General features: G+C 62.0%; 2 protein-coding genes. Both read right to left on the minus strand.

Annotated elements, in window-relative coordinates; translation table 11 throughout:
- Window positions 1-121: 121 nt before the first annotated feature.
- Entirely contained in the window at window positions 122-1,051 is a 930-nt protein-coding gene (locus ACR0LL_RS21030) for an electron transfer flavoprotein subunit alpha/FixB family protein (RefSeq protein ID WP_480589237.1), read from the minus strand.
- The gene (locus tag ACR0LL_RS21035; RefSeq protein ID WP_480589239.1) at window positions 1,051-1,809 is read right to left on the minus strand and encodes an electron transfer flavoprotein subunit beta/FixA family protein; all 759 of its coding nucleotides are present in this window, start codon (window positions 1,807-1,809) and stop codon (window positions 1,051-1,053) included. Before ACR0LL_RS21035 ends, ACR0LL_RS21030 begins: the two co-directional genes overlap by 1 nt.
- Between the last annotated feature and the right edge of the window lie 16 nt (window positions 1,810-1,825).

A 1,825-nucleotide genomic window follows, 5' to 3' on the forward strand; every position in this document is an offset into this window, starting at 1 on the left:
GCCCCTCAGCGCATAGGGAGATTGCTTTGAAGCTTGAGGTGGCTTTGAGGGGATTGAATTGAAAAAGGCCCGCTTGGTTGCGGGCCTTTGGTGATTGTGGGGCTCAGATCCCGGGCTGTGGTCAGCCGAGCTTTTCGGTCAGCTCAGGGACTGCCTGGAACAGGTCGGCAACCAGTCCGAAGTCGGCGACCTGGAAGATCGGGGCTTCTTCGTCCTTGTTGATCGCTACGATGACCTTTGAATCCTTCATGCCCGCAAGGTGCTGGATTGCGCCCGAGATGCCGACGGCGACATAAAGATCGGGGGCAACAACCTTGCCGGTCTGACCCACCTGCCAGTCGTTCGGGGCATAGCCCGAGTCCACAGCGGCGCGCGATGCGCCAACCGCGGCACCCAGCTTGTCAGCCAGAGCTTCGATCAGCTTGAAGTCGTCTTGCGAGCCGACACCACGGCCGCCCGAGACAACAACGCCAGCCGAGGTCAGTTCCGGACGGTCGCTTGCAGCCACTTTGTCTTCGACCCACGACGACAGGCCGGGATTGTCGCCGACCGAGATGGTCTCGACCGCAGCCGCGCCACCTTCGCCCGCCGCATCAAAGCTGGCGGTGCGGATGGTGACGACCTTCTTGGCGTCGTTCGACTTCACGGTCTGGATCGCGTTGCCCGCATAGATCGGGCGCTCAAACGTCGAGCCGTCAACCACACCCGAGGCATCCGAGATCACCATAACGTCCAGCAGGGCCGCGACGCGCGGCATCACGTTCTTGGCGTCGGTGGTCGCGGGGGCCACGATATGCTCGTACCCATCGGCCAGACCCACGATCAGCGCGGCGGTCGATTCCGCCAGGCGATGACCCAGCGACGCGTCTTCGGCAACCAGCACCTTGGACACGCCGTCGATCTTGGCGGCAGCCTCGCCGGCAGCGGCGGCCGAGCCACCCGCGGCCAGAACGGTCACGTCACCCAGCGCCCTGGCGGCGTTGACGGCCTTGGCGGTGGCGTCCAGCGCCAGTTCGCCATTGTTGACTTCGGCAAGCAGAAGTACAGCCATTACACAGCCCCCGCTTCTTTGAGTTTCGAAACCAGCTCATCCACCGAGCCAACGATGATACCAGCGGCCCGTGCCGGCGGTTCTTCGGTCTTGACGATTTCCAGGCGCGGCGTGACGTCGACGCCGAAATCGGCCGCGGTTTTCTCGTCCAGCGGCTTTTTCTTCGCCTTCATGATGTTGGGCAGCGACGCATAGCGCGGCTCGTTCAGGCGCAGGTCAACGGTCACGATGGTCGGCATCTTGACGCTGATGGTCTGCAACCCGCCATCCACCTCGCGGGTGATCTTGGCACTGTCGCCTTCGATATCCAGTTCCGAGGCAAAGGTGCCCTGCGACCAGCCCAGCAGGGCCGACAGCATCTGACCGGTGGCGTTCATGTCGTTGTCGATCGCCTGCTTGCCCGCCAGAACGATGCCGGGCTGCTCTTCCTCGACCACTTTGGCCAGGATCTTGGCAACCGCCAGCGGCTCGATATCGGTATGCACATCATCCGTCGCAACAACCAGAATCGCCCGATCAGCCCCCATGGCCAGCGCGGTCCGCAGCGTCTCCTGCGCCTGCTTCACTCCAATCGAAACGGCAACAACTTCGTCTGCCTTGCCAGCCTCTTTCAGGCGAATGGCCTCTTCAACCGCAATCTCGTCGAACGGGTTCATCGACATTTTGACATTGGCGAGATCAACACCGCTACCGTCCGCTTTCACGCGGACCTTCACATTGTAGTCAATCACGCGTTTGACAGGTACCAGTACCTTCATTGTAGCGCTTTCTCCT

It is taken from the genome of Ruegeria sp. AI2 (assembly GCF_056541275.1).